Here is a 26,030-nt window from a genome sequence, read left to right on the forward strand (position 1 = left end):
CTCTGTCGGGATTGCAGGCAACATTGCAACAAGGCTAGGAACTGGCTGTATTCCTTTTTTAATGCCACTTATGTTACAAGTTGGCTTTGGCTACCCTGCAATTGTTTCCGGTATGATGCTGGCACCAATGGCTCTGGGCTCTATTTTAGCCAAATCATTTGTCACAAAGATCTTAGTGAAATTTAGCTATCGCCGAACGCTCTTTGCTATCACTATTATTATTGGTTTGATGATCGCTCAATTTTCACTTCAATCTCCTGACATGTCTATTTACTATCTTGTTATCCCACTCTTTTTATTAGGTGTGGTCATGTCGATACAATTTACATCGATGAATACAATTTCATTGGCTGACTTAACAGATAATAATGCAAGTTCAGGAAATAGTGTTTTAGCTGTTACTCAACAGCTGGCTATTAGTTTTGGTATTGCTGTCAGTGCGTCTATCTTAGGATATTTTGATACTGAAAACGTTGGCACTACTGTTGATAACTTCCACTATACTTTTATTACGGTAGGTATTATTACATTACTGTCCTCCTTCGTGTTTTTACTCCTCGATAAACATGATGGCGATAACCTAACGAATAAAAAGAAAAAGGCCTGATAGTTTTATTCAAACTAAAAAGAGAGCTTATGCTCTCTTTTTCTTTATATATAGATAGAAAAAATGCTCTACAAGGATGATGCTAAAAAAGTATCCACTTCATGACGCCAAGGTACTGATGGCTGAGCGCCTGCTCGAGTAACAGCAATGGCAGCAGCAGCATGAGCAAACCTAATCGCTGGCATCATAGATTGCCCCTCTAATAAAGCGGTAATTAATGCGCCATTAAATGTATCGCCTGCTGCGATAGTATCAACAGCTTTCACTTTAAATGCAGGAACAATACAACCTTTACTATTTTGCTCGCTAACCCAAACTCCACGGCTTCCTAATGTAATCAGAACTGTTTTAATGCCTTTATGATGTAGAACATCCGCTGCTTGTTGAGCACTTTCATCATCTATGACTTTAATTCCTGTCAGATATTCAGTTTCTGTTTCATTTGGAGTAATAATATCGACAAGAGATAACAACTCATCAGGTAATGCTTGAGCAGGTGCAGGATTTAGTATTACTTGCACATTTTCTTGTTTCGCTATTTCAGCCGCTTTTAATACAGAATCAAGTGGCGATTCTAATTGCATTAACAGAGCATCAGCTTCTTTTATAATATTCCCATGGCACTGAACGTAATTTGTATCTAATCGCCCATTAGCACCAGCATGAATACCTATAACATTTTCACCCTGTTGATTAACGAAAATCAACGCAACACCTGTTGCTACATCGTCAATTAACTCAATACTCTTGGTATCAATGTTATCTGTCATTAATTGAGCTTTGGCTTTTTTACCAATATCGTCATTTCCTAAACAAGCAAGAAAAGAAATATTCGCACCACAACGCCCAGCTGCGACCGCCTGATTAGCTCCTTTACCACCAAATACCATTTGAAATTGGTTACCTGAAATGGTTTCACCAGGAAGCGGAAAATGAGCAACATTAAGAATATGATCAGCATTAACACTACCTAAAATCACAAGTTTCTTCGCTTCCATGATTTTTCCTTACTCTCAATAATAAATTCTAAATGCACTGAATAAATAACATGCAATATTTTAAACCGATCATCTCAGCAACATTAATGAAAAAACGTGATCACCATCGAAACGTTTCGCTAGTAAAACAAAAAAGAACCAAAAATAAGCAGTAGGAAGCTGAATCGATTTTTGTTATAAACAATTTGTGTGCTAATAGAATGTTTGACTATATGTCAGCAATCCTTTTCTGATATTTTCGGGGAATAATGAAAATAAGTACCCACTATTAGGAGTGTTTATGCAACTTGCAGAGCGGATTTCACAACTTAGCCAATATCTTGAAACTGGGCTTTATGAGCGACAATCAGCTATCCGTCTTTGTTTACTTGCAGCACTCAGTGGTGAGAGTGTTTTCTTACTTGGCCCTCCAGGTATCGCTAAAAGTTTAATAGCCAGAAGAATGAAAGAAGCCTTTAAAGAGGCTAAAGCGTTTGAATACTTAATGACGCGTTTTTCAACACCTGAAGAAATTTTTGGTCCTTTATCTATTCAAGCTTTAAAAGATGAAGGGAAATATCAGCGTTTGGTTGAGGGATATTTGCCTGATGCTGAAGTTGTCTTTCTTGATGAAATATGGAAAGCCGGACCCGCTATTCTTAATACGTTATTAACGGCGATTAATGAGCGTAAATTTAGAAATGGGGAAACTGAAGTCAACATCCCAATGCGCTTATTAGTTTCAGCTTCGAATGAATTACCTGATTCAGATAGTAGCCTTGAAGCGCTTTATGACCGAATGCTTATTCGTATTTGGCTAACAAAAGTTCAAGATAAGAAAAACTTTCGCGCTTTACTCGTTAATAAAGAAGTTGGCTCTTTTCATATTCCGTCTCATCTTCAAATTACCACAGAAGAATTTTCACGCTGGCAGTCAGAATTAGAAAAAATCACATTAGATGACCACTTATTTGATTTAATTTATCAACTTCGTGAGTCTTTAGATAAAAGTGATGCAGCTCCTTATGTTTCTGATAGACGTTGGAAAAAAGCGGTACGCCTTTTACAAGCTAGCGCTTTTTTTAATGGCCGTAATGTTATTTCACCATTAGATCTTATTTTATTAAAAGATTGCCTGTGGCATGACCAAGCATCATTTGCATTATTAGATAAATTATTACAAAGCCTTTTAACAGAACAAGCTTACCACCAGCTAGAATTGATCAGAAAAACAGAGGGTTTGTGGGCTGAGTGGATGCAATCAACGAGAAGCAAACAAGATCAACAAGCTTTTCGTTTTGAAAAACAAAGTGGAATGTTTGGCCGTAATGTTCATTTTAATCTGCCAGAAAAAATACAGGCAGATAAATACACACTGTTTTTACACATACCTCTGCATATTCATAGTATTCAAGTTAATTTTATTACATTTGAACACAAAGCCTTGGAAAACTTCTTATCCAAAGGAGAAGAATTGTCTGCACGTTTAAATGGCATTGGTTTTCCTCAATCTATTCATGCTCAAATTCGTCCAGATGGCGTATTAGAAATTTTAGATGTAAGTCGACGCACAACTTCTCTTTACCAACAACAAGAAACAGCACCTACGCCTCTTATTGAAAATAACAAAGAGTGGCAAGACAAATTAAAAGATCTGACTCAAGAAATTTATGGTGAACAAGAAAAATTTAATCATCATCAACCAAATTTATTTATTGATAATGATTGGCTTATTACCATCGAGCAAAGTTTTGTTCAGCTAAATGAAAAACTCTCTCAATTAAAAAGCCAAATAAAGTGATGTGATTATGCTGACACTTTCAACATTAGATATGCTTTTAGCTATAAATGAAGGACAACTTATCGAAGAAGTTATTATTGCTATATTAGCCTCTCCTCAATTAGCTGTTTTTTTTGAAAAGCACCCAAGATTAAAAAAAGCATTACTTAAAGATATCCATCAATGGAAAAAAAGCCTACAACAAAGAGTTAAAGAAACATTAGTACCGACTATGATTGCTGATGAATTTGCTCTTTACCAACAAACGCAATCATTAGGTAATGCGATATTTAATCAGCAAGTTGAACACATCCTTGCTGAATTAAATAAATTAGATTCCTCTTTTATTGAAGAAGCCTCTCAGCTTATCAAAACAAACAAACCGTTTTCTCCTGCTCAGCAAGCGTTGTTTATCCAACACTGGCGGATAAGTTTAATTTTCCAAGTCACAGCATTACACAAAGCCTTATTTGACCAAGAGCAAGAGCAACTCCTGGCTGAACTTCAGGAACGTTTAGCGCTAAGCGGGAGTTTAAGTAATACATTCTCTGAAAATGAGCGTGCAGCAGGGCGTTTATGGGATATGAGTAAAGGTGTTTTAACAAAAACCCCTTTCGATGAGAAGATTATTCAGCGTTATAGCGATTTTCTCGATCAACAACCTGAATTACACAAACTAGCAAGTTTACTAGGTCGTAGCAAAACAGCCAAATCTCTCCCTGAAGAGAGTGTTATTTTTGAACCTATAACTATTGTTGAAAAAGCGCCGGATACAACACCGGAGCAAGTCAACGGAATTGGGCTCAGTGATGATATTTTACGCTTACTTCCCGCTGAGCTCGCCTTGTTAGGTATTAATGAAATTGAGTATGAGTTTTATAGAAAGCTGGTAGAAAAGCAGCTCAATACTTACCGATTACAAGGAGATAATTGGCAAGAGCGTACTGTATTGCGTCCAGTAACTCATCATCATGATGAAGAAAGACCAAGAGGGCCTTTTATTGTATGTATTGATACATCAGGTTCAATGGGAGGATTTAATGAACAGTGTGCTAAAGCTTTTGGGTTAGCATTGATGAAAATAGCGCTTGCAGACAATCGTTCGTGTCATGTGATGTTATTTTCAACGGAAACGGTTCATTACCAGTTATCCTCATCTAACGGCCTACAAGATCTTATCAAATTCTTAAATCAATCATTTAGAGGGGGCACGGATTTAAGTGCATGTTTGGATGATGTTGCAGAAAAACTAAATAGCCCAGCATGGAAAGATGCTGATGCTGTTGTTATTTCTGACTTTGTCGCCCAAAGGTTACCCGAAAACCTAATCAACAAAATCAAAAAAAGCCAACAGCAACAGCACAATCGCTTCCATGCGGTTACCCTATCCAATTACGGTAAACCCAGTATCATGAAAATCTTTGACCATATATGGCGTTTTGATACTGGATTAAAAAGTCGCTTACTTCGACGCTGGCGCCAATAATTACAGCATATCAGCGAAAGCTAAACGGGTGTCTTTTTCCCACACACCACACTGTACTTGACCAATATGCTCTTTTTGCAGAAGTAGCATCACTAAACGCGATTGGCCAATACCACCACCAATGGTTTGTGGCATATAGCCATGCATTAATGCTTTGTGCCAATCAAGTTCTAGGCGCTTAGTATCATCGGTTAATGTTAACTGACGCATTAATGTTTCAGGATCGACACGGATACCCATTGATGACAATTCAAAAGCATCTTGTAATACTGGGTTCCAGACTAAAATGTCACCGTTTAAACCTTCAAATCCATCTTCGTTTGGTGTCGTCCAGTCATCATAATCAGGTGCTCTAACATCATGAGATTCACCACTTGAAAGTTTTCCACCAATACCAATTAAGAAAACGGCACCATATTCTTTCGCAATCGCTTTTTCACGACCTTTGGCATCAAGGTCAGGATAACGGCGCAATAACTCTTCAGTGTGGATAAATTGAATTTGATCTGGCAGGAACGGTACCAGACCAAATTCTTCGCTGACGGCTTTTTCAGTTTCTTTTATTGCCTGATAGATTTTACCCACTGTCTGCTTAAGATAAGGAACTGTACGATCCTTAGCTTCCATCACTTTTTCCCAGTCCCACTGATCAACATAGACAGAGTGGATCTGAGTTAAGCGATCTTCGTCTGGTCTCAACGCTTTCATATGTGTATAAAGCCCCTGACCAGAACTAAATCCAAAACGACCTAATGTTTTACGTTTCCATTTTGCTAATGAATGGACAACTTCAAAGGTAGAATCTGGTAAAGATTTGACTTTAACTTGTACCGCCTTCTCATGCCCAGATAAGTTATCTTGAGTTCCATCACCAAGGCGACTTAAGATCGGTCCTTGAACTTCAATCAGTCCTAATTCTTTTTCCAGCAGACGAGAAAAATATGATTTAACAAAGCTAATTTGCTGTTGAGTCTGAATGAATGATTTTTCCATTTTTATATCCCTAGTGGTGATGTCGTGTTTCGCTGATATAGATTAAGCAACAAAACAGGTACTAAATTCAATATACTTCATTAAAAATAGCCTTTCTTGTTTTAAATCGTTAAAAATAACGCTATAAAAATGTATTATCGTTAAAAATAGGAGGAGTTTATGGACAATATTTATCAGATCGATAATCTCGATCGTGACATACTTCACGCATTAATGGCTAATGCGAGAACACCTTACGCTGAATTAGCCAAAAAATTCGAAGTAAGCCCGGGCACAATTCATGTTCGTGTAGAGAAAATGAAGCAAGCAGGAATTATTACGGGAACCCGTGTTGATATCAGTGCAAAGCAATTAGGTTTTGATGTCTGTTGCTTTATTGGCATCATTTTAAAGAGTGCAAAAGATTACCATACAGCATTAGATAAGTTAGATAAGTTAGATGAAGTCGTAGAGGTGTACTACACAACAGGACAATACAGCATTTTTATTAAGGTGATGTGTAAAAGCATAGAAGCACTACAAGACGTACTTATCAACAAAATTCAGACGATTGATGAAATTCAATCAACAGAAACATTGATCTCTCTGCAAAACCCGATAATAAGGACGATCAAGCCATAAGGGTAAATTCTTATTTTTTTTTATAACCACATTATCCACAGGTAGATCCCAAGTGATTCACAGCGTACAATAGCGCGTCTTGAACATAAGGAGATCATTAATGAAAAAAGTCACTCTAATTAGTGGCAGTACCATGGGTAGTGCTGAATATGTCGCAGAACACCTTGCAGAGATCTTATCTGAGGAAGGTTTTGAGACTGATTTACACCATGGCCCTTCACTTAATGATCTTTCTAATGAAGGGATCTGGCTGGTGGTTACTTCCACACATGGTGCAGGTGATATTCCTGACAACCTACAGCCTTTTGCTGATGAGATTTCGGCAGACTCTATTGATCTTAGCAATATCTCTTTTGGTGCTATCGGTATAGGAAGTAGTGAATACGACACTTTCTGTGGTGCGATCAGAACATTGGATCAAAAATTAATAGAAAAAGGGGCTACTCGCCTTGGTGATCGTCTCGAAATTGATATTCAAAAGTATGACATTCCGGAAGATCCAGCTGAAGAATGGATAGCTTCTTGGAAAAATTTACTTTAATTTGCACAAAAAAACAGCAAACAGATGTGGATAACTCTGCTCAAAAGCAGGGGTTAACCCGTAGTTATCCATTGTATAAGCCTCTATCAAGAAATGACCTGTGCATAACTCGTCATTTTGATCCCAGCTTATCAGCAGATAGATCACGGATCATTCACAGTATATGATCCTTTACACTTTTATGATCTTTAAATAGAAAATCCACTTATCCACAGAGGATCGCTTCCTTAATAAAAGATCTAATAAAGAGATCTTTAAATAAAAAGATCTTTAAATAATTACCTGCGGATCAGCTCGCTTGTATCTGTCAAAAAGTTGAGTAGAATTCGTTTTCCCAATGCAACACATTCAGCATTCGTAACATTTAAGGTTCACACATGTTTTATCCAGAACACTTTGACGTCATTGTCATCGGTGGTGGTCACGCCGGTACAGAAGCCGCTATGGCTGCAGCTCGTATGGGGCGTCAAACCCTATTACTGACCCACAATATTGATACTTTGGGCCAAATGTCTTGTAACCCAGCTATTGGTGGGATTGGTAAAGGGCATCTGGTAAAAGAGATCGATGCCATGGGTGGATTAATGGCAACAGCCATTGACCATGCCGGTATTCAATTTAGAACCCTTAACGCAAGTAAGGGACCCGCTGTAAGAGCAACAAGAGCACAAGCAGACCGTGTTCTTTACCGCCAAGCTGTTCGTACCACACTTGAAAATCAACCTAATTTGATGATCTTCCAACAACCAGTAGAAGATCTGATTGTTGAAAATGACCAAGTAACGGGTGCAGTTACTCGTATGGGATTAAAATTCCGTGCTAAATCAGTAGTTTTAACTGTAGGAACTTTCCTTGATGGAAAAATCCACATTGGTTTAGAAAACTACAGTGGTGGTCGTGCAGGAGATCCACCTTCAGTTTCACTATCACACCGATTACGCGAATTACCTTTACGTGTTGGTCGCTTAAAAACAGGAACGCCACCTCGAATAGATGCTAGAACTATTGATTTTAGCCAATTGGCAGTTCAGTTAGGTGATACACCAATGCCTGTTTTTTCGTTTTTAGGTAATGTGGATCAGCACCCAGAGCAAATGCCTTGCCATATCACATACACTAACGAAAAAACCCACGACGTTATCCGTAATAATCTTGATCGTAGCCCAATGTATGCAGGTGTCATCGAAGGAATAGGGCCTCGTTATTGCCCATCTATTGAAGATAAAGTGATGCGATTTGCTGATCGTAATTCACATCAGATCTTTTTAGAGCCTGAAGGTTTAACCAGTAACGAAATTTACCCAAATGGTATTTCAACAAGTTTACCTTTTGATGTTCAAATGCAAATCGTAAATTCTATGAAAGGTATGGAAAATGCGAAGATCATTAGACCTGGTTATGCCATTGAATATGACTTCTTCGATCCTAGAGATCTAAAACAAACTCTAGAAAGTAAATTTATCAACGGGTTATTCTTTGCTGGCCAAATTAACGGTACAACGGGTTATGAAGAAGCTGCGGCTCAAGGTATGCTTGCAGGGCTTAATGCTGCACGTTATGCCTATGATCAAGAAGGTTGGTTCCCACGTCGTGATCAAGCTTACATTGGTGTATTAGTTGACGATCTTTGTACTCTTGGTACAAAAGAGCCATACCGTATGTTTACGTCTCGTGCGGAATATCGCTTGATGCTACGTGAAGATAACGCAGATTTACGTCTGACAGAAATTGCTCGAGAATTAGGCATGGTTGATGATAACCGCTGGGCTCAATTTAGTGAAAAAGTTGAACTTGTTGAAAAAGAACGTCAACGTTTAAGAAATATTTGGGTTCATCCTCAAGCAGATAACCTTTCTGAAATCAATGAATTACTAAATACCCCATTATCCAAAGAAGCCAATGGTGAAGATCTATTGCGTCGTCCTGAAGTGACATACGAGATACTGAAAAAAATACCTCGTTTTGCACCTGGTATTGACGATTCAAAACCACAAGCGGCAGAACAAGTTGAGATCCAAGTTAAATACGAAGGTTACATTAATCGCCAACAAGAAGAGATCGAAAAGAAACAGCGTAACGAAAACGCGGCATTACCGATAGATCTCGACTACAAGCAAGTAAGTGGGTTATCTAACGAAGTTATTGCCAAACTTAACGATCATAAACCGACGTCTATCGGTCAAGCATCAAGGATCTCAGGTGTAACACCTGCTGCTATCTCTATTTTATTAGTGTGGTTAAAAAAACAAGGCTTATTACGCAGGAGTGCATCATGAGTGACTTACTTAATCGGCTAAAAAAGCTGGCTAAGCAAGCCAATATTGAGCTAACAGATATTCAAGCTGAAAAGCTAACGGGTTATGTGATGATGCTTGATAAGTGGAATAAGGCGTATAACCTGACCTCTGTCAGAGATCCACAGCAAATGCTAATCCGCCATATATTGGATAGTATTGTGGTTAGCCAATACCTTGAAGGTGAAAGATTTATTGATGTAGGTACAGGGCCCGGATTACCAGGTATTCCTTTGGCTATAATGCGTCCCGATCATCACTTTGTCTTATTGGATAGTTTAGGTAAGCGAGTTCGCTTTATGAAGCAAGTTCAGCATGAGTTAGGGCTTCATAACATCGAGCCGGTTCAATATCGTGTTGAAGAGTACCAACCTGAGAAACCTTTTGATGGTGTTATCAGCCGTGCATTTGCATCTATGAAAGACATGCTTTCTTGGTGTTCTCATTTGGTGGCTGAAGAACAAGGGTATTTTTATGCATTAAAAGGACAAATTCATCAAGAAGAGTTAGATGAACTTGCTGATAATGGATTAAAAGCACCTAAGAAAGTGATCAGTTTATCCATTCCTGAATTGAATGAACAAAGACATTTGGTGATTATTTAATCAAAACTTACCTGCATTATTGATCTTTTTTTCATTTTTTGTGCTCTGGCGATAATATTTACAATGTTATCGCCATTTGTTTTATGGGGAATTATAGGTAGTGTTAAATTTCACCTTAATGGAACAATAAATTAACATTTTATTATCTTTTGCGTTAATTCGCTTTGTAGCCTGAGTTTTCCTTATTTTATTTCCAAAATAAATTAATAATTCTGTGCATTATAAAAATATTGAATTTATTTAATTGAAAATGGGTCAATTCTTTTCCAATTGACACTAAATTGTTCATAAAAGGGAAGTTAATTGTTAACTTAGTTATATATTTTATGAAATAAGCTTTATTTATACTTTTATATTTGTGATTTATATCACGCTATTTATTTTATTCGGCTCTATTATTTTTACTCTTTTTGTCCTTAATCATTTTTCATAAATGGAACCTTGGTAAGAAATTTAAATTAATCTTCACTTTTTCGCTACTTATTGATTGAATTCATTGCCACGCCCCGTATAATTTGCTCGTTTTTGTCACTTGACACTTTATAGCAAAGACAGTTTGATACATCATTCAGTAATACCTTTTACGATAGCTAGTCTGGAGAATACAAACGTCATGTCTGTCTCCCTCTACAACGGGAAAGTTGCACTGAAACTGTTATTTTTGCAGTTTATGACTTTTGTTATTCTCAGTGCGAGTTTCTACTTAAAGAGTACAGACTGGAGTTTTTCAGCTTTTTTAGGCGGAATGGCATGTTGGTTACCCAATATTGCTTTTCTTTTGTTAATGCGCTTACAAAAAGTCAATGAAGAAGAAGCTCCAGTTCGCATAAACTGGCTTTTTGCTTTCAGTGAAGGGTTGAAGGTTATATTATCAATAGCCTTGCTGATTGTTGCTTTAGGAGTGTTTAAAGCGGCATTTGCACCACTGGTCATGACCTACTTAGCGGTGCTTGTTATGCAGGTCGTTGCACCAGCCGTCATTAACGGTTAGCGTTTTTAACAACAAAAGGGTAATTGGCATCATGTCTGCATCAGGAGAAGCATTAACCACTAGAGACTACATAGGTCACCACCTGAATAACCTTCAGTTGGACCTACGTACTTTCGAGTTGGTCAATCCCCATGCTGAAAATGCGCCATCATTCTGGGTGTTAAATATTGACTCACTTTTCTTTTCAGTATTAATGGGAGCATTATTCCTATGGCTGTTTAGAAAAGTAGCAGTAAGAGCAACCAGTGGCGTACCGGGAAAATTCCAGACTGCAGTAGAAATGATCATCGGTTTCGTTGATAGCAGCGTTCGTGATATGTATCACGGAAAGAGCAAGGTCATTGCACCTTTGGCATTGACTGTGTTCGTTTGGGTGCTGTTAATGAATGCCCTGGATTTATTACCAATCGACTTCATCCCTTATATCGGTGAACACATCTTAGGGTTACCAGCGTTACGCATCGTTCCGACTGCGGACGTGAGTATTACTCTTTCGATGGCAATTGGTGTATTTATCCTGATCCTTTTCTATAGCATTAAGATGAAAGGCATAAAAGGGTTTACTAAAGAGCTGACTTTACAGCCTTTTAATCACCCAATTTTTATTCCTGTCAACTTAATCTTGGAAGGGGTAAGCCTGCTATCAAAACCTGTTTCACTCGGTCTTCGACTGTTTGGTAACATGTATGCAGGTGAACTGATCTTTATTCTTATTGCTGGTCTGTTACCGTGGTGGTCACAGTGGTTATTAAGCCTTCCTTGGGCGATATTCCACATACTGATTATTACGTTACAAGCCTTTATTTTCATGGTTCTAACGATTGTTTATCTGTCGATGGCATCTGAAGAACATTAATTATTAACTCTTTGAAGAAATAACTGAAACAAACTGGAGACTGTCATGGAAAACCTGAGTATGGATCTGCTGTACATGGCTGCCGCTATTATGATGGGTTTAGCTGCAATCGGTGCTGCAATCGGTATCGGAATCCTCGGAGGCAAATTTTTAGAAGGTGCTGCTCGTCAGCCTGATCTGATCCCTCTTCTGCGTACACAGTTCTTTATCGTTATGGGTCTGGTTGACGCCATCCCAATGATTGCTGTGGGTCTGGGCCTTTACGTGATGTTTGCTGTTGCCTAATGATGGTAATGAGCAGTAACAGCATCAAGTTAGTTTATAACCAAAAAAGAGGTATTGTGCTGTGAATTTAAATGCAACAATCCTCGGCCAGGCCGTCGCATTTGTCCTGTTTGTTTTGTTCTGCATGAAATTCGTATGGCCACCAATTATGGCGGCCATTGAAAAACGTCAAAAAGAAATTGCTGACGGTTTATCATCTGCAGAACGTGCTAAAAAGGACTTAGATTTAGCGAAAGCCGATGCAGGCGATCAGCTAGCGAAAGCAAAAGCAGAAGCACAAGCAATCATTGAATCAGCGAATAAACAACGCACTCAAATGATTGAAGAAGCTAAAGCAGAAGCAGAGCAAGAACGTAGTAAGATCGTTGCACAAGCTCAATCCGAACTGGATGCAGAGCGTAAACGTGCTCGTGAAGAACTTCGTAAACAAGTCGCAATGCTGGCTATCGCAGGTGCCGAGAAAATTATTGAACGTTCCGTGGATGAAGCTGCTAATAGCGACATCGTTGATAAACTGGTCGCTGAACTGTAAGGAGGGAGGGGCATGTCTGAAATAGCAACTGTAGCTCGCCCCTACGCCAAAGCAGCTTTTGACTTTGCTGTGGAAAACCAGGCTGTCGATAAATGGCAGGTTATGCTGGCGTTCACCGCTGAAGTAGCACGCAATGAGCAGGTAACCGAATTACTTTCTGGTTCTTTAGCATCAGAAAAACTGGCTAACATCTTCGCTGACCTTTGTGGCGATCAATTAGATGAACATGCTCAGAATTTAATTCGTGTTATGGCTGAGAATGGCCGTTTATCAACGTTGCCTGAAGTATTGAGCCAATTTATTCAATTGCGCGCAGTACTAGAGTCAACGGTTGACGTTGAAGTAACTTCTGCCATTGAGCTAACTAAACAGCAGCTAGCTAACATTTCTGCAGCGATGGAAAATCGTCTATCACGCAAAGTGAAGCTGAATTGCAAAATTGATAAGTCTGTTATCGCAGGCATGATTATACGCGCCGGTGACCTCGTCATCGATGGCAGTATTCGTGGCCGTTTAGAGCGATTAACTGACGTCTTGCAGTCTTAAGGGGACTGGAGCATATGCAACTGAATTCCACTGAAATCAGCGAACTGATCAAGCAGCGCATTGCTCAGTTCAATGTAGTGAGTGAAGCTCACAATGAAGGTACGATTGTTTCCGTCAGTGACGGTATCATTCGTATCCACGGTTTAGCCGAAGTTATGCAGGGTGAGATGATCGCACTGCCGGGTAACCGTTTCGCTATCGCACTGAACTTAGAGCGCGACTCTGTTGGTGCGGTTGTGATGGGTCCTTATGCTGACTTAGCAGAAGGCATGAAAGTTAAATGTACAGGTCGTATTCTGGAAGTACCTGTTGGGCGTGGTCTGCTTGGCCGTGTGGTAAACACACTGGGTGAGCCGATTGATGGTAAAGGTGCCGTAGAGCATGATGGATTCTCACCTGTTGAGATGATTGCTCCTGGTGTTATCGACCGTCAATCTGTTGATCAGCCTGTACAAACAGGTTACAAATCCGTCGATGCCATGATCCCAATCGGTCGTGGTCAGCGTGAATTGATCATCGGTGACCGTCAAACAGGTAAAACTGCTCTGGCTGTCGATGCGATTATCAATCAACGCGACTCTGGCATTAAATGTATTTATGTCGCTATCGGTCAGAAAGCCTCTACTATTTCGAACGTTGTTCGTAAATTAGAAGAACATGGCGCGTTAGAAAACACCATTGTTGTTGTTGCTTCTGCATCAGAATCAGCAGCACTGCAATACCTCGCTCCTTATTCAGGTTGCGCAATGGGTGAATACTTCCGTGACCGTGGTGAAGATGCCCTGATTATTTATGATGACCTGTCTAAACAGGCTGTCGCATACCGTCAAATTTCACTATTACTTCGTCGTCCACCTGGACGTGAAGCATATCCTGGTGACGTTTTCTACTTGCACTCCCGTTTACTTGAGCGTGCTGCTCGCGTTAATGCTGAGTACGTAGAAGCATTCACTAATGGTGAAGTTAAAGGTAAAACCGGCTCTCTGACTGCGTTGCCAATTATCGAAACGCAAGCAGGGGACGTTTCTGCATTCGTTCCTACGAACGTAATCTCTATTACCGATGGTCAGATCTTCTTAGAATCTAACCTGTTTAACGCAGGTATCCGTCCAGCTGTTAACCCAGGGATCTCCGTATCTCGTGTAGGTGGTGCAGCTCAGACTAAGATCATGAAGAAACTTTCTGGTGGTATTCGTACTGCACTTGCGCAGTATCGTGAGCTGGCAGCATTCTCACAGTTCGCTTCAGATCTGGATGATGCTACCCGTAAACAATTGAACCACGGTCAGAAAGTGACTGAATTGCTGAAACAGAAACAGTACGAACCAATGTCTGTTGCACAACAGTCTTTAGCACTGTATGCCGCAGAACGTGGTTATCTGGAAGATGTTGAAATTTCAAAAGTTGTGCCATTTGAAGCGGCTTTATTAGCTTATGCCTCTCGTGAACATGCTGATTTATTGAAAGAAATCAACCAGACTGGTACTTATAACGAAGAAATCGAAGCGAAGCTGAAAGGCGTGCTAGAAAACTTCAAAGCGACTCAGTCCTGGTAATAACTATTCGGCCTAATAGTTAAACATTAGGCCGTCTGGTTCATGAGGAGAAGCAGAAATGGCCGGCGCAAAAGAGATACGTTCGAAGATCGCCAGTGTGCAAAACACACAGAAGATCACTAAAGCGATGGAGATGGTCGCCGCGTCGAAAATGCGTAAAACGCAGGAACGCATGGCAGCCAGCCGTCCTTATGCAGAAACCATGCGCAGTGTGATTGGTCACCTTGCGTTAGGGAATCTGGAATACAAACATCCATACCTCGAAGAGCGTGAAGTTAAACGTGTCGGGTACCTGGTTGTTTCGACCGACCGTGGTTTGTGTGGTGGTTTGAACATTAACTTGTTCAAAAAACTGCTGGCAGACATGAAAGAGTGGTCTGAAAAAGGTGTACAGGTAGATTTAGCTCTAGTGGGTTCTAAAGCAGCTTCATTCTTCGGCTCTGTGGGCGGAAATGTTGTTGGTCAGGTAACCGGCATGGGCGATGATCCAAAACTGTCAGACCTTATCGGTCCAGTCAATATCATGTTGCAGGCTTATGACGAAGGTCGTTTAGATAAACTGTATGTGGTGGCAAATAAGTTCATCAATACCATGGCTCAAGAGCCTAAAATTCTTCAGGTTTTACCATTACCACCAGGTGATGATGAAGAGCTGAAAGAAAAATCTTGGGATTATCTGTACGAACCTGATCCTAAGGCGTTACTGGATACTTTACTGCGTCGTTATATCGAATCGCAGGTTTACCAGAGCGTCGTAGAGAACTTAGCGAGTGAGCAGGCCGCCCGAATGGTCGCGATGAAAGCCGCTACAGATAACGGTGGTAACCTGATTAAAGAGCTGCAATTGGTGTACAACAAAGCACGCCAAGCAAGCATTACTCAGGAACTTACAGAAATTGTGTCTGGTGCAGCCGCGGTATAACAGCTAGGTTTACGAATTACGTAGAGGATTCAAGATGGCTACTGGAAAGATTGTCCAGGTAATCGGCGCCGTAGTGGACGCCGAATTCCCTCAGGATAGCGTCCCTAAAGTATACGACGCTCTTGAGGTTATGAATGGTAAAGAAAAACTGGTGCTGGAAGTTCAGCAACAGTTAGGCGGTGGTATCGTTCGTTGTATCGCAATGGGTACATCAGACGGTTTAAGCCGTGGCTTAAAAGTTGAAAACTTAGGCCACCCAATTGAAGTACCAGTAGGTAAAGCAACACTAGGACGTATCATGAACGTTCTGGGTACACCTATTGATATGAAAGGTGATATTGCAACTGAAGAACGTTGGTCAATTCACCGTGAAGCACCAACCTACGAAGAGTTATCAAACTCACAAGAACTGCTTGAAACCGGTATCAAAGTAATGGACTTAATCTGTCCGTTTGCTAAAGGTGGTAAAGTAGGTCTGTTTGGTGGTGCGGGTGTTGGTAAAACAGTTAACATGATGGAATTGATCCGTAATATCGCGATCGAGCACTCAGGTTACTCTGTATTTGCCGGTGTTGGTGAGCGTACTCGTGAGGGTAACGACTTCTATCATGAAATGACAGATTCTAACGTTCTTGACAAAGTATCGTTAGTTTATGGTCAGATGAATGAGCCACCAGGAAACCGTCTACGTGTAGCACTGACTGGTCTGACTATGGCTGAAAAATTCCGTGATGAAGGCCGTGACGTACTGTTATTCGTCGATAACATCTATCGTTACACCTTAGCCGGTACAGAAGTATCAGCACTGTTAGGTCGTATGCCATCAGCGGTAGGTTACCAGCCAACATTGGCTGAAGAGATGGGTGTTCTGCAAGAACGTATCACTTCAACCAAAACAGGTTCAATCACCTCTGTACAAGCTGTATACGTACCTGCGGATGACTTAACTGACCCATCACCAGCAACAACGTTTGCTCACTTAGATGCAACAGTTGTACTGAGCCGTCAAATTGCTTCATTAGGTATCTACCCTGCGGTTGACCCACTGGATTCTACCAGTCGTCAGTTAGACCCACTGGTAGTTGGCCAAGAGCACTATGATGTCGCTCGTGGTGTTCAGTCTATCCTGCAACGTTATCAGGAACTGAAAGACATCATCGCTATCTTAGGTATGGATGAACTGTCAGAAGAAGATAAACTGGTTGTTGCGCGTGCGCGTAAGATCCAGCGCTTCCTGTCACAGCCATTCTTCGTTGCTGAAGTATTTACCGGATCACCAGGTAAGTTCGTTTCCCTGAAAGACACTATCCGTGGCTTTAAAGGTATTCTGAACGGTGATTATGACCACCTGCCAGAGCAGGCGTTCTATATGGTTGGTACTATCGAAGAAGCAGTAGAAAAAGCTAAGAAGCTTTAATACGGCTGACGGGAGGTTGATATGGCCGATACATCGTTCCACCTGAAAGTTGTCAGCGCTGAAAAGCAGTTATATGACGGCGAAGTCAAACGAATTCAGGTAACTGGTAGCGAAGGTGAGCTCGGTATTTATCCGCAGCATACCCCGTTATTAACTGCCATAAAACCGGGCATGGTACGTGTCGTAAAAACATCGGGCGAAGAAGAGGTTATCTACCTTTCAGGTGGTATTCTCGAAGTTCAGCCGACTGGCGTCATTGTACTGGCAGATACAGCTATCCGTGGTCGTGATTTGGATGAAGCGAAAGCGTTGGAATCTAAGCGTAAAGCTGAAGAACACATTCAATCCTCTCATGGTGATGTTGATTATGCTCAAGCATCAGCAGAATTAGCCAAAGCGATTGCAAAACTACGTGTAATCGAACTGACTCGACGTTGATGTAAATAGGCAGTCTATGAATAAAAAAGCCAGTTGGTTCTTAGCTAACTGGCTTTTTTGCGTCATGAAATATTTTGTGTGACGAAATATGTAGTATTATTTAGCATAAACAGGTTTACTTGCCATTCTTTACGGGAGTTATCGGGTTAATTATGTCTAATTCAGCTAAAAGCGTTGTTATTCTTGCTGCGGGAAAAGGCACCCGCATGTATTCACAGTTACCTAAAGTTCTTCATAAACTTGCGGGTAAATCCATGGTTCAACATGTGATTGATACTGCTAAGTCATTAGGTGCTCAACAAACACACCTTGTCTATGGACATGGTGGTGAGCTAATGAAAGAAAAATTAGGTTCACAACCTGTTAATTGGGTACTACAAGCAGAGCAACTAGGAACGGGTCACGCAATGCAGCAAGCCGCGCCTTTCTTTGCTGATGATGAAGATATCCTGATGCTTTATGGTGATGTTCCTCTTATAACCAAAGAAACATTAGAACGTTTAATTGAAGTTAAACCAGAAGGCGGTATTGGTTTATTAACGGTTATTTTAGATAATCCAACTGGCTATGGTCGTATTGTTCGTGAAAATGGTGAAGTAACTGGCATCATCGAACAAAAAGATGCTTCTGAAGAACAACTCAAAATTAATGAAATCAACACTGGCATTTTAGTGGCCAATGGTGGTGATTTAAAACGTTGGTTAGGTAAGCTCGATAATAACAATGCACAAAAAGAGTATTACATTACTGATATTATCGCGTTAGCGCATAAAGAAGGTCGTAAAATTGAAACGGCTCATCCTCGTCGCCATAGTGAAATGGAAGGTGTGAATAACCGTCTACAACTGGCTGCATTAGAGCGTATTTACCAAACAGAACAAGCAGAGCGCTTATTATTAGAAGGTGTTATGTTGCTTGATCCTGCGCGCTTTGATTTACGTGGAACATTAACTCATGGTAAAGATGTGGTGATTGATACCAACGTTATCATTGAAGGTAATGTGACGTTGGGAAATAACGTTGAAATTGGTACAGGTTGTGTTCTAAAAAACTGTGTGATTGGTGATAATTCTATTATTAGCCCATATACGGTGATCGAGGATGCAAACTTAGCACAAGAGTGTACAGTTGGCCCATTTGCACGTCTTCGCCCAGGTAGTGAATTAGCTGATAAAGCTCACGTGGGTAACTTTGTTGAGATGAAAAAAGCCAGCTTAGGTATTGGCTCTAAAGCAGGTCATTTGACTTACTTAGGCGATACAGAAGTGGGAGCTAACGTTAATATCGGCGCAGGTACTATCACTTGTAACTATGATGGGGCGAATAAATTCAAAACCGTTATTGGTGATGATGTCTTTATTGGTTCAGATACTCAATTAGTGGCGCCAGTTACTGTTGCTAATGGTGCAACCATTGGTGCAGGAACAACACTCACTAAAAACGTAAATGAAAACGAATTAGTGATCAGTCGAGTTAAGCAAACTCATATCAGTGGATGGAAACGTCCAGTGAAGAAAAAACAATAATTTTAAGAGAAGGGCGTATATTTAATTAGCGCCCTTTTCTTGTACTCTATTATTCTAAAAACAAAAAATATCTCCGCTTTCTACAATGGCTTGGGGAAAAGACCAATCAGGTATAAGACATCCAAGTGCGAATAAACGCACAGTTTTAGGAATAACACAATGTGTGGAATAGTAGGTGCAGTTGCACAACGCGATATCGCTGAAATCTTAATTGAAGGCTTACGTCGTCTAGAATACCGCGGTTATGATTCTGCGGGGTTAGCCGTTGTTGATAATGACTGCAAAATGACACGTTTGCGTGAAGCTGGCAAAGTACAAATGTTGGCTGATGAAGCAGAAAAAACACAAGTCATTGGTGGCACAGGTATTGCTCATACACGTTGGGCAACACATGGTGAACCTTGTGAAGATAATGCACATCCTCATGTATCTGGCACTATTGCCGTGGTACACAATGGTATTATCGAAAACTACCAAGACCTGAAAGCAGAATTAATTAAAAAAGGGTATCAGTTTGCTTCTCAAACAGATACCGAAGTGATTGCTCACTTGGCAAACTGGGAACAGCGCCAAGGCGGCACATTACGTGAAGTTGTACAGCGCGTTATTCCTCAATTACGTGGTGCTTACGGTACTGTAATTATGGATAGTCGCACACCAGAATTATTAGTTGCCGCACGTTCTGGTAGTCCGCTGGTGGTTGGTCTTGGTGTGGGAGAAAACTTCCTTGCTTCTGACCAATTAGCATTATTGCCAGTGACTCGTCGCTTTATCTACCTTGAAGAAGGGGATATTGTTGAAATTACACGCCGTCATGTCCATATTTTTGATGTAAATGGTGAAGAAGTTAATCGTGATACGATTGAATCTAACGTTCAATACGATGCGGGTGATAAAGGTGTTTATCGCCACTACATGCAAAAAGAGATCTACGAACAGCCTCTGGCGATTAAAAACACCCTTGAAGGTCGTTTAAAATCAGATTCGATCGATCTCAGTGAATTAGGCCCTAAAGCTGAAGAGATCTTATCTGAAGTTGAACACATTCAAATAGTAGCTTGTGGGACTTCTTATAACGCAGGTATGGTTTCTCGTTATTGGTTTGAATCGTTAGCGGGCATTCCTTGTGATGTCGAAATTGCATCTGAATATCGCTACCGTAAACCAGCAACTCGCTGTAATAGCTTATTGATCACATTATCCCAATCAGGTGAAACCGCAGATACGTTAGCGGCGCTACGTTTATCTAAAGAGTTAGGATATTTATCATCACTGGCGATTTGTAACGTGGCTGGATCTTCTTTAGTGCGTGAATCTGAATTTGTTTTAATGACTAAAGCAGGTGCTGAAATTGGTGTTGCATCAACTAAAGCGTTCACAACACAGTTAACAGTTCTATTAATGCTGGTGGCATATATGGGACGCATTAAAGGTGTTGCAACATTAGAACACGAAGTTTCAACAGCATTACATGCATTACCAAGCCGTATTGAAAGCATGTTATCGAAAGATAAAGTGATTGAAGCCTTAGCTGAAGATTTCTCAGAAAAAAGTCATGCTTTATTCTTAGGTCGTGGTGACCAATACCCGATTGCGGTAGAAGGTGCATTAAAGCTAAAAGAGATCTCTTATATTCATGCTGAAGCTTATGCTGCTGGTGAGTTAAAACATGGTCCATTAGCATTAATTGATGCGGATATGCCGGTTATCATTATTGCGCCAAACAATGAATTATTAGAAAAATTAAAATCTAATATCGAAGAAGTTCGCGCACGTGGTGGTTTGCTGTATGTGTTTGCTGATCAAGATGCAGGCTTTGAAGAAAACGAAACGATGAAGTTAATTTCTCTGCCTCACGTTGAAGAGCTTATCGCACCGATTTTCTATACCGTACCATTACAGTTGTTGTCTTATCATGTTGCTTTAATTAAAGGCACAGACGTAGACCAACCTCGTAACTTAGCAAAATCAGTTACAGTTGAATAAAGATTAGCTTTATTCTAAAAGAACCAGTCATGCTGTAAAAAGCAGGCTGGTTTTTTTATGGGTAAATAAAAAAATAAAGCACATTTACTCTCTATATCATGATTGAAGCAATGGCATAGGTTGCCTAGGATTATCTTTATATTGTTGTGATAAAGGAGTAACACTATGGCGAATGAAGAAGAGAATACATCAATATTGAGCATGTCCCTTTCAAGTTTAAATATCGCTTCAACAAGAAGAAGCTAGTCATTTCCTCGCTTTGTATAAAATACAGATAGAATAGGGTGATATACAAAAAGCCTATCATTACCTTATGCGTTATATGATGCATTTAAAGGCTTATTTTTCTCGCTATCTGTGGGCGGACAATAAAGTCTTAAACTGAACAAAATAGATCTAAACTATGACAATAAAGTCTTAAACTAGACAGAATAGTTGTAAACTGAAATCAGTCCAGTTATGCTGTGAAAAAGCATACTGGACTTTTGTTATGGCTAAAGCAAACTCTTCATTTTCTGAAGTGCAAATTGCCCGTCGTATTAAAGAGGGGCGTGGCCAAGGGCATGGTAAAGACTATATTCCATGGCTAACAGTACAAGAAGTTCCTTCTTCAGGTCGTTCCCACCGTATTTATTCTCATAAGACGGGACGAGTCCATCATTTGCTATCTGACTTAGAGCTTGCTGTTTTTCTCAGTCTTGAGTGGGAGAGCAGCGTGCTAGATATACGCGAGCAGTTCCCCTTATTACCTAGTGATACCAGGCAGATTGCAATAGATAGTGGTATTAAGCATCCTGTTATTCGTGGTGTAGATCAGGTTATGTCTACTGATTTTTTAGTGGACTGCAAAGATGGTCCTTTTGAGCAGTTTGCTATTCAAGTCAAACCTGCAGCAGCCTTACAAGACGAGCGTACCTTAGAAAAACTAGAACTAGAGCGTCGCTATTGGCAGCAAAAGCAAATTCCTTGGTTCATTTTTACTGATAAAGAAATAAATCCCGTAGTAAAAGAAAATATTGAATGGCTTTATTCAGTGAAAACAGAAGAAGTTTCTGCGGAGCTTTTAGCACAACTATCCCCATTGGCCCATATCCTGCAAGAAAAAGGAGATGAAAACATTATCAATGTCTGTAAGCAGGTTGATATTGCTTATGATTTGGAGTTAGGCAAAACATTGAGTGAGATACGAGCCTTAACCGCAAATGGTTTTATTAAGTTCAATATTTATAAGTCTTTCAGGGCAAATAAGTGTGCAGATCTCTGTATTAGCCAAGTAGTGAATATGGAGGAGTTGCGCTATGTGGCAAATTAATGAGGTTGTGCTATTTGATAATGATCCGTATCGCATTTTGGCTATAGAGGATGGCCAAGTTGTCTGGATGCAAATAAGCGCTGATAAAGGAGTTCCACAAGCTAGGGCTGAGTTGTTGCTAATGCAGTATTTAGATGAAGGCCGCTTAGTTAGAACTGATGACCCTTATGTACATCTTGATTTAGAAGAGCCGTCTGTAGATTCTGTCAGCTTCCAGAAGCGCGAGGAGGATTATCGAAAAATTCTTCCTATTATTAATAGTAAGGATCGTTTCGACCCTAAAGTCAGAAGCGAACTCGTTGAGCATGTGGTCCAAGAACATAAGGTTACTAAGGCTACAGTTTATAAGTTGTTACGCCGTTACTGGCAGCGTGGTCAAACGCCTAATGCATTAATTCCTGACTACAAAAACAGCGGTGCACCAGGGGAAAGACGTTCAGCGACAGGAACAGCAAAGATTGGCCGAGCCAGAGAATATGGTAAGGGTGAAGGAACCAAGGTAACGCCCGAGATTGAACGCCTTTTTAGGTTGACCATAGAAAAGCACCTGTTAAATCAAAAAGGTACAAAGACCACCGTTGCCTATAGACGATTTGTGGACTTGTTTGCTCAGTATTTTCCTCGCATTCCCCAAGAGGATTACCCAACACTACGTCAGTTTCGTTATTTTTATGATCGAGAATACCCTAAAGCTCAGCGCTTAAAGTCTAGAGTTAAAGCAGGGGTATATAAAAAAGACGTACGACCCTTAAGTAGTACAGCCACTTCTCAGGCGTTAGGCCCTGGGAGTCGTTATGAGATTGATGCCACGATTGCTGATATTTATTTAGTGGATCATCATGATCGCCAAAAAATCATAGGAAGACCAACGCTTTACATTGTGATTGATGTGTTTAGTCGGATGATCACGGGCTTTTATATCGGCTTTGAAAATCCGTCTTATGTGGTGGCGATGCAGGCTTTTGTAAATGCTTGCTCTGACAAAACGGCCATTTGTGCCCAGCATGATATTGAGATTAGTAGCTCAGACTGGCCGTGTGTAGGTTTGCCAGATGTGTTGCTAGCGGACCGTGGCGAATTAATGAGTCATCAGGTCGAAGCCTTAGTTTCTAGTTTTAATGTGCGAGTGGAAAGTGCTCCACCTAGACGTGGCGATGCTAAAGGCATAGTGGAAAGCACTTTTAGAACACTACAAGCCGAGTTTAAGTCCTTTGCACCTGGCATTGTAGAGGGCAGTCGGATCAAAAGCCATGGTGAAACAGACTATAGGTTAGATGCATCTCTGTCGGTATTTGAGTTCACACAAATTATTTTGCGTACGATCTTATTCAGAAATAACCATCTGGTGATGGATAAATACGATCGAGATGCTGATTTTCCTACAGATTTACCGTCTATTCCTGTCCAGCTATGGCAATGGGGTATGCAGCATCGTACAGGTAGTTTAAGGGCTGTGGAGCAAGAGCAGTTGCGAGTAGCGTTACTGCCTCGCCGAAAGGTCTCTATTTCTTCATTTGGCGTTAATTTGTGGGGTTTGTATTACTCGGGGTCAGAGATTCTGCGTGAGGGTTGGTTGCAGCGGAGCACTGATATAGCTAGACCTCAACATTTAGAAGCGGCTTATGACCCAGTGCTGGTTGATACGATTTATTTGTTTCCGCAAGTTGGCAGCCGTGTATTTTGGCGCTGTAATCTGACGGAACGTAGTCGGCAGTTTAAAGGTCTCTCATTTTGGGAGGTTTGGGATATACAAGCACAAGAAAAACACAATAAAGCCAATGCGAAGCAGGATGAGTTAACTAAACGCAGGGAGCTTGAGGCGTTTATTCAGCAAACCATTCAGAAAGCGAATAAGTTAACGCCCAGTACTACTGAGCCCAAATCAACACGCATTAAGCAGATTAAAACTAATAAAAAAGAAGCCGTGACCTCGGAGCGTAAAAAACGTGCGGAGCATTTGAAGCCAAGCTCTTCAGGTGATGAGGCTAAAGTTATTCCTTTCAACGCAGTGGAAGCGGATGATCAAGAAGATTACAGCCTACCCACATACGTGCCTGAATTATTTCAGGATCCACCAGAAAAGGATGAGTCATGAGTGCTACCCGGATTCAAGCAGTTTATCGTGATACGGGGGTAGAGGCTTATCGTGATAATCCTTTTATCGAGGCCTTACCACCATTACAAGAGTCAGTGAATAGTGCTGCATCACTGAAATCCTCTTTACAGCTTACTTCCTCTGACTTGCAAAAGTCCCGTGTTATCAGAGCTCATACCATTTGTCGTATTCCAGATGACTATTTTCAGCCATTAGGTACGCATTTGCTACTAAGTGAGCGTATTTCGGTCATGATTCGAGGTGGCTACGTAGGCAGAAATCCTAAAACAGGAGATTTACAAAAGCATTTACAAAATGGTTATGAGCGTGTTCAAACGGGAGAGTTGGAGACATTTCGCTTTGAGGAGGCACGATCTACGGCACAAAGCTTATTGTTAATTGGTTGTTCTGGTAGTGGGAAGACGACCTCTCTTCATCGTATTCTAGCCACGTATCCTCAGGTGATTTACCATCGTGAACTCAATGTAGAGCAGGTGGTGTATTTGAAAATAGACTGCTCGCATAATGGTTCGCTAAAAGAAATCTGCTTGAATTTTTTCAGAGCGTTGGATCGAGCCTTGGGCTCGAACTATGAGCGTCGTTATGGCTTAAAACGTCATGGTATAGAAACCATGTTGGCTTTGATGTCGCAAATAGCCAATGCACATGCTTTAGGGTTGTTGGTTATTGATGAAATTCAGCATTTAAGCCGCTCTCGTTCGGGTGGATCTCAAGAGATGCTGAACTTTTTTGTGACGATGGTGAATATTATTGGCGTACCAGTGATGTTGATTGGTACCCCTAAAGCACGAGAGATTTTTGAGGCTGATTTGCGGTCTGCACGTAGAGGGGCAGGGTTTGGAGCTATATTCTGGGATCCTATACAACAAACGCAACGTGGAAAGCCCAATCAAGAGTGGATCGCTTTTACGGATAATCTTTGGCAATTACAGCTTTTACAACGCAAAGATGCGCTGTTATCGGATGAGGTCCGTGATGTGTGGTATGAGCTAAGCCAAGGAGTGATGGACATTGTAGTAAAACTTTTTGTACTCGCTCAGCTCCGTGCGCTAGCTTTAGGCAATGAGCGTATTACCGCTGGTTTATTGCGGCAAGTGTATCAAGATGAGTTAAAGCCTGTGCACCCCATGCTAGAGGCATTACGCTCGGGTATCCCAGAACGCATTGCTCGTTATTCTGATCTAGTCGTTCCCGAGATTGATAAACGGTTAATCCAACTTCAGCTAGATATCGCAGCGATACAAGAACAAACACCAGAAGAAAAAGCCCTTCAAGAGTTAGATACCGAAGATCAGCGTCATTTATATCTGATGCTGAAAGAGGATTACGATTCAAGCCTGTTAATTCCCACTATTAAAAAAGCGTTTAGCCAGAATCCAACGATGACAAGACAAAAGTTACTGCCTCTTGTTTTGCAGTGGTTGATGGAAGGCGAAACGGTAGTGTCAGAACTAGAAAAGCCCTCCAAGAGTAAAAAGGTTTCGGCTATAAAGGTAGTCAAGCCCAGCGACTGGGATAGCTTGCCTGATACGGATTTACGTTATATCTATTCACAACGCCAACCTGAAAAAACCATGCATGAACGGTTAAAAGGGAAAGGGGTAATAGTGGATATGGCGAGCTTATTTAAACAAGCAGGTTAG

At 40.7% G+C, this 26,030-nt stretch carries 23 protein-coding genes (1 of these 23 running past the window's edge); 21 read left to right on the plus strand and 2 right to left on the minus strand.

From position 1 onward, the window contains the following. Nucleotides 1–607, plus strand: partial view of a multidrug transporter subunit MdtD gene (gene mdtD / locus LG402_RS20230; RefSeq protein ID WP_109410116.1) — the final stretch only. Its footprint begins 788 nt before the window's first position; only the last 607 of its 1,395 coding nucleotides appear in the window; the start codon falls outside the window, past its left edge; its stop codon occupies nt 605–607. A gap of 68 nt (nt 608–675) precedes the next feature. Here the strand turns inward: mdtD and rbsK are convergent, their stop codons facing one another. After that, a complete protein-coding gene (rbsK, locus tag LG402_RS20235) occupies nt 676–1,605 on the minus strand; it encodes a ribokinase (RefSeq protein WP_109410115.1) in 930 nt (309 codons plus the stop codon). Nucleotides 1,606–1,885: 280 nt separating this feature from the next. Between rbsK and ravA the strand changes: the two genes are divergently transcribed. Then, complete coding sequence (gene ravA, locus LG402_RS20240; RefSeq protein WP_227336206.1) at nt 1,886–3,385, plus strand: ATPase RavA; 1,500 nt, start codon at nt 1,886–1,888, stop codon at nt 3,383–3,385. A 7-nt stretch (nt 3,386–3,392) separates the two neighbouring features. Further along, a complete protein-coding gene (gene viaA, locus LG402_RS20245) occupies nt 3,393–4,850 on the plus strand; it encodes an ATPase RavA stimulator ViaA (protein ID WP_227336207.1) in 1,458 nt (485 codons plus the stop codon). Here the strand turns inward: viaA and asnA are convergent, their stop codons facing one another. Then, on the minus strand, nt 4,851–5,843 hold the full coding sequence (gene asnA, locus LG402_RS20250) for an aspartate--ammonia ligase (protein WP_227336208.1): 993 nt from the start codon (nt 5,841–5,843) through the stop codon (nt 4,851–4,853). A 159-nt stretch (nt 5,844–6,002) separates the two neighbouring features. On the opposite strand from asnA, the gene asnC reads away from it, so the two are divergent. The 18 genes from asnC (at nt 6,003) to LG402_RS20340 (ending at nt 26,030) form a co-directional block, all read left to right on the plus strand. Continuing rightward, complete coding sequence (gene asnC, locus LG402_RS20255) at nt 6,003–6,464, plus strand: transcriptional regulator AsnC (protein WP_069367404.1); 462 nt, start codon at nt 6,003–6,005, stop codon at nt 6,462–6,464. 100 nt (nt 6,465–6,564) lie between these two features. After that, the gene (mioC, locus tag LG402_RS20260; protein ID WP_166539247.1) at nt 6,565–7,005 is read left to right on the plus strand and encodes an FMN-binding protein MioC; all 441 of its coding nucleotides are present in this window, start codon (nt 6,565–6,567) and stop codon (nt 7,003–7,005) included. 377 nt (nt 7,006–7,382) lie between these two features. Continuing rightward, nucleotides 7,383–9,281 carry a tRNA uridine-5-carboxymethylaminomethyl(34) synthesis enzyme MnmG gene (mnmG, locus tag LG402_RS20265; protein ID WP_109410111.1) on the plus strand — a complete coding sequence of 633 codons (1,899 nt, stop codon included), beginning with the start codon at nt 7,383–7,385 and terminating at the stop codon, nt 9,279–9,281. Beyond that, nucleotides 9,278–9,904, plus strand: coding sequence for a 16S rRNA (guanine(527)-N(7))-methyltransferase RsmG (gene rsmG / locus LG402_RS20270; protein ID WP_115351346.1), 627 nt, complete (start codon nt 9,278–9,280; stop codon nt 9,902–9,904). Before mnmG ends, rsmG begins: the two co-directional genes overlap by 4 nt. Nucleotides 9,905–10,517: 613 nt before the next feature. Further along, entirely contained in the window at nt 10,518–10,895 is a 378-nt protein-coding gene (gene atpI / locus LG402_RS20275) for a F0F1 ATP synthase subunit I (RefSeq protein WP_109410109.1), read from the plus strand. Nucleotides 10,896–10,926: 31 nt separating this feature from the next. Continuing rightward, nucleotides 10,927–11,751, plus strand: a complete 825-nt coding sequence (gene atpB / locus LG402_RS20280; protein WP_072071088.1) for a F0F1 ATP synthase subunit A — start codon at nt 10,927–10,929, stop codon at nt 11,749–11,751. 45 nt (nt 11,752–11,796) lie between these two features. Continuing rightward, on the plus strand, nt 11,797–12,036 hold the full coding sequence (gene atpE, locus LG402_RS20285) for a F0F1 ATP synthase subunit C (RefSeq protein ID WP_004246596.1): 240 nt from the start codon (nt 11,797–11,799) through the stop codon (nt 12,034–12,036). Between the two features lie 61 nt (nt 12,037–12,097). Further along, nucleotides 12,098–12,568, plus strand: coding sequence for a F0F1 ATP synthase subunit B (gene atpF, locus LG402_RS20290; protein ID WP_072071087.1), 471 nt, complete (start codon nt 12,098–12,100; stop codon nt 12,566–12,568). A 12-nt stretch (nt 12,569–12,580) separates the two neighbouring features. Continuing rightward, nucleotides 12,581–13,114: a F0F1 ATP synthase subunit delta gene (gene atpH, locus LG402_RS20295; protein WP_072071086.1), complete on the plus strand. Its 534-nt coding sequence runs from the start codon at nt 12,581–12,583 to the stop codon at nt 13,112–13,114. A gap of 14 nt (nt 13,115–13,128) precedes the next feature. Further along, nucleotides 13,129–14,670 (plus strand): F0F1 ATP synthase subunit alpha, encoded by a 1,542-nt coding sequence (gene atpA / locus LG402_RS20300; protein ID WP_109410108.1) that lies wholly within the window; start codon nt 13,129–13,131, stop codon nt 14,668–14,670. Nucleotides 14,671–14,728: 58 nt separating this feature from the next. Then, on the plus strand, nt 14,729–15,592 hold the full coding sequence (gene atpG, locus LG402_RS20305) for a F0F1 ATP synthase subunit gamma (RefSeq protein WP_036933511.1): 864 nt from the start codon (nt 14,729–14,731) through the stop codon (nt 15,590–15,592). A 34-nt stretch (nt 15,593–15,626) separates the two neighbouring features. Beyond that, a complete protein-coding gene (gene atpD, locus LG402_RS20310; protein WP_023583323.1) occupies nt 15,627–17,009 on the plus strand; it encodes a F0F1 ATP synthase subunit beta in 1,383 nt (460 codons plus the stop codon). Between the two features lie 21 nt (nt 17,010–17,030). Next, nucleotides 17,031–17,447, plus strand: coding sequence for a F0F1 ATP synthase subunit epsilon (locus LG402_RS20315; RefSeq protein ID WP_006534340.1), 417 nt, complete (start codon nt 17,031–17,033; stop codon nt 17,445–17,447). A gap of 152 nt (nt 17,448–17,599) precedes the next feature. Continuing rightward, complete coding sequence (gene glmU, locus LG402_RS20320; RefSeq protein WP_227336209.1) at nt 17,600–18,973, plus strand: bifunctional UDP-N-acetylglucosamine diphosphorylase/glucosamine-1-phosphate N-acetyltransferase GlmU; 1,374 nt, start codon at nt 17,600–17,602, stop codon at nt 18,971–18,973. A gap of 159 nt (nt 18,974–19,132) precedes the next feature. Then, nucleotides 19,133–20,959, plus strand: coding sequence for a glutamine--fructose-6-phosphate transaminase (isomerizing) (gene glmS / locus LG402_RS20325; protein WP_227336210.1), 1,827 nt, complete (start codon nt 19,133–19,135; stop codon nt 20,957–20,959). A gap of 490 nt (nt 20,960–21,449) precedes the next feature. Continuing rightward, nucleotides 21,450–22,271 carry a TnsA endonuclease N-terminal domain-containing protein gene (locus LG402_RS20330; protein WP_001029679.1) on the plus strand — a complete coding sequence of 274 codons (822 nt, stop codon included), beginning with the start codon at nt 21,450–21,452 and terminating at the stop codon, nt 22,269–22,271. Continuing rightward, nucleotides 22,258–24,366, plus strand: a complete 2,109-nt coding sequence (locus tag LG402_RS20335; protein WP_000267723.1) for a DDE-type integrase/transposase/recombinase — start codon at nt 22,258–22,260, stop codon at nt 24,364–24,366. Before LG402_RS20330 ends, LG402_RS20335 begins: the two co-directional genes overlap by 14 nt. After that, complete coding sequence (locus LG402_RS20340; RefSeq protein WP_001276994.1) at nt 24,363–26,030, plus strand: AAA family ATPase; 1,668 nt, start codon at nt 24,363–24,365, stop codon at nt 26,028–26,030. The genes LG402_RS20335 and LG402_RS20340 overlap by 4 nt, the downstream gene beginning before the upstream one ends.

The organism is Proteus sp. NMG38-2 (assembly GCF_020640995.1).
GTDB lineage: Bacteria > Pseudomonadota > Gammaproteobacteria > Enterobacterales > Enterobacteriaceae > Proteus.

Bases quoted from the DNA above. Each gene is read 5' to 3' on its own strand.
- atpE (WP_004246596.1), top strand. From the start codon at position 11,797: ATGGAAAACCTGAGTATGGATCTGCTGTACATGGCTGCCGCTATTATG.
- atpA (WP_109410108.1), top strand. From the start codon at position 13,129: ATGCAACTGAATTCCACTGAAATCAGCGAACTGATCAAGCAGCGCATT.
- glmS (WP_227336210.1), top strand. From the start codon at position 19,133: ATGTGTGGAATAGTAGGTGCAGTTGCACAACGCGATATCGCTGAAATC.
- atpG (WP_036933511.1), top strand. From the start codon at position 14,729: ATGGCCGGCGCAAAAGAGATACGTTCGAAGATCGCCAGTGTGCAAAAC.
- ravA (WP_227336206.1), top strand. From the start codon at position 1,886: ATGCAACTTGCAGAGCGGATTTCACAACTTAGCCAATATCTTGAAACT.
- asnA (WP_227336208.1), bottom strand. From the start codon at position 5,843: ATGGAAAAATCATTCATTCAGACTCAACAGCAAATTAGCTTTGTTAAA.
- rbsK (WP_109410115.1), bottom strand. From the start codon at position 1,605: ATGGAAGCGAAGAAACTTGTGATTTTAGGTAGTGTTAATGCTGATCAT.
- glmU (WP_227336209.1), top strand. From the start codon at position 17,600: ATGTCTAATTCAGCTAAAAGCGTTGTTATTCTTGCTGCGGGAAAAGGC.
- LG402_RS20335 (WP_000267723.1), top strand. From the start codon at position 22,258: ATGTGGCAAATTAATGAGGTTGTGCTATTTGATAATGATCCGTATCGC.
- atpB (WP_072071088.1), top strand. From the start codon at position 10,927: ATGTCTGCATCAGGAGAAGCATTAACCACTAGAGACTACATAGGTCAC.
- asnC (WP_069367404.1), top strand. From the start codon at position 6,003: ATGGACAATATTTATCAGATCGATAATCTCGATCGTGACATACTTCAC.
- LG402_RS20315 (WP_006534340.1), top strand. From the start codon at position 17,031: ATGGCCGATACATCGTTCCACCTGAAAGTTGTCAGCGCTGAAAAGCAG.
- viaA (WP_227336207.1), top strand. From the start codon at position 3,393: ATGCTGACACTTTCAACATTAGATATGCTTTTAGCTATAAATGAAGGA.
- LG402_RS20340 (WP_001276994.1), top strand. From the start codon at position 24,363: ATGAGTGCTACCCGGATTCAAGCAGTTTATCGTGATACGGGGGTAGAG.
- atpD (WP_023583323.1), top strand. From the start codon at position 15,627: ATGGCTACTGGAAAGATTGTCCAGGTAATCGGCGCCGTAGTGGACGCC.
- atpI (WP_109410109.1), top strand. From the start codon at position 10,518: ATGTCTGTCTCCCTCTACAACGGGAAAGTTGCACTGAAACTGTTATTT.
- mioC (WP_166539247.1), top strand. From the start codon at position 6,565: ATGAAAAAAGTCACTCTAATTAGTGGCAGTACCATGGGTAGTGCTGAA.
- rsmG (WP_115351346.1), top strand. From the start codon at position 9,278: ATGAGTGACTTACTTAATCGGCTAAAAAAGCTGGCTAAGCAAGCCAAT.
- mnmG (WP_109410111.1), top strand. From the start codon at position 7,383: ATGTTTTATCCAGAACACTTTGACGTCATTGTCATCGGTGGTGGTCAC.
- atpH (WP_072071086.1), top strand. From the start codon at position 12,581: ATGTCTGAAATAGCAACTGTAGCTCGCCCCTACGCCAAAGCAGCTTTT.
- LG402_RS20330 (WP_001029679.1), top strand. From the start codon at position 21,450: ATGGCTAAAGCAAACTCTTCATTTTCTGAAGTGCAAATTGCCCGTCGT.